Genomic DNA, 1,545 nt, shown 5'->3' on the forward strand with positions numbered 1-1,545 from the left:
GGCGGGCGCCGCTCGCAACGCACCAAGCCCGCGCGGCCCTGTGTGCAGCACCTCGTTGGCAAATATGGGCATCAACGCAACCGCGCCGCCAAGCAGCACGACGAAGAGATCCAGCGACATCGATCCCAGCAGCAATGGTGATCTGCGCACATATTGGAACCCTGCCAGCACCACCTTCAGCGATGCGGCGCGATGCTCCATGCGTCCGGGGCGCACGTGCAAACTGAAAATCAGCGCCAGGAACCAGGCAAGCGTCAGCAGCGTGAATATGTACACGATGCCTGCTCCTTCAAGGCCCGCACCGCGAAGAATCTGCAGCAGCGGCAGCGTAAACAGCAGTCCGCCGAGGGCGGGCCCGGTTACGTTGGCCAGCTGAAAAATTGCTCCACCCCACGTCACCGCATTCACGAAGTGCTTTTCAGGAACCAGGTGAGGCAGCAACGCGGAACTCGCCGGGGCCGAAAACGCGCGGCCCGTGCCGATCAGGAAAAGGACCGCGTAGATGTAGGAGACGCGATGCGTTCCCGTAACCGCTTGCGCAAGCAGTGCGGCCGTGCAGAACACCTGCAGCGCATAGCAGCAGAGAATGACGTGACGCCGGTCGAAGCGGTCGGCCACATGGCCTGCCGGCAACAGAAACAGCAGCCCGGGCAAAAACAGCGCCAATCCCGTATATCCAAGATCGAGCGCTCGATGCGTAATGGAATAGACCTGCCAGGCGACGGCGACTGCCTGCGCCTCGGCACCCAGAATCACAGCCACACGCGCCATCTGATATCGGCGGAAGTCGCGATAGGCAAATGCCTCCATCCCTCGTAGCGCAGGCTTGGTGGAAGGGGAATCCATCTCCTGCCTAGGTTAACCGCTCAAAGTGACCTCGCGAAAGGCTCGGCCACTCTGCCCCTGCCGCGCAAAAGGGCCTTTGACTGTGCTCCCTGTATCCTGATCATTGGAACTGCCCGCCCAGCCTGACCACCACGCGGAGCCGAGCAACATGGCCGCAGCAGCCGTGGCTCTCTGCGGCGTTTGCGCTTTTCTCGAGCTTTATTGCACGCAGCCCCTGCTTCCGCTGCTGGCGCACATCTTCCACGCGTCCAAAACCGGCGTCGGCATGACCGTCTCCGCCGCCACCCTCGGCGTGGCCATCTCTGCCCCCGTCTTCGGCGCCGTTACCGAGCGACTGGCCCGCAAGCGCGTCATTGTCATCTCAATCCTTGGCGTCTCGATTCCCACTCTACTCGCCGCAACGTCAACCTCGCTCATGCAACTTATCTTCTGGCGATTTCTGCAAGGCATCATGGTGCCCGGCATCATTGCCGTTGTGGTCACCTATATTGGGGAAGAGTGGCCGCCTGATCGTGTCGCCCTCATCATGAGCTTTTACGTCAGCGGAACGGCTCTTGGCGGCTTTGTCGGCCGCATCGCTGCTGGGATCCTCGCCGAATACTTCAGCTGGCGGATCAGTTTCCTCGCACTCGGCGCCGCGTCGCTCGTGGGAGCCGCAGCGGTCGCTGCGTGGCTGCCCCACGGTCATCGCCGTGCGAC

The 1,545-nt window shown here is 62.3% G+C and carries 2 protein-coding genes; one reads left to right on the forward strand and one right to left on the reverse strand.

The window, feature by feature from the left end:
• The coding region (locus tag WA354_RS05135; RefSeq protein ID WP_472811935.1) for an MFS transporter at positions 1-846 on the reverse strand (846 nt) is incomplete at its 3' end.
• A gap of 148 nt (positions 847-994) precedes the next feature.
• On the opposite strand from WA354_RS05135, the gene WA354_RS05140 reads away from it, so the two are divergent.
• The coding region (locus WA354_RS05140) for an MFS transporter (RefSeq protein ID WP_472811936.1) at positions 995-1,545 on the forward strand (551 nt) is incomplete at its 3' end.

Origin of the sequence: Occallatibacter sp. (assembly GCF_049802275.1) — a bacterium.
Taxonomy (GTDB): Bacteria; Acidobacteriota; Terriglobia; order Terriglobales; family Acidobacteriaceae; genus Telmatobacter.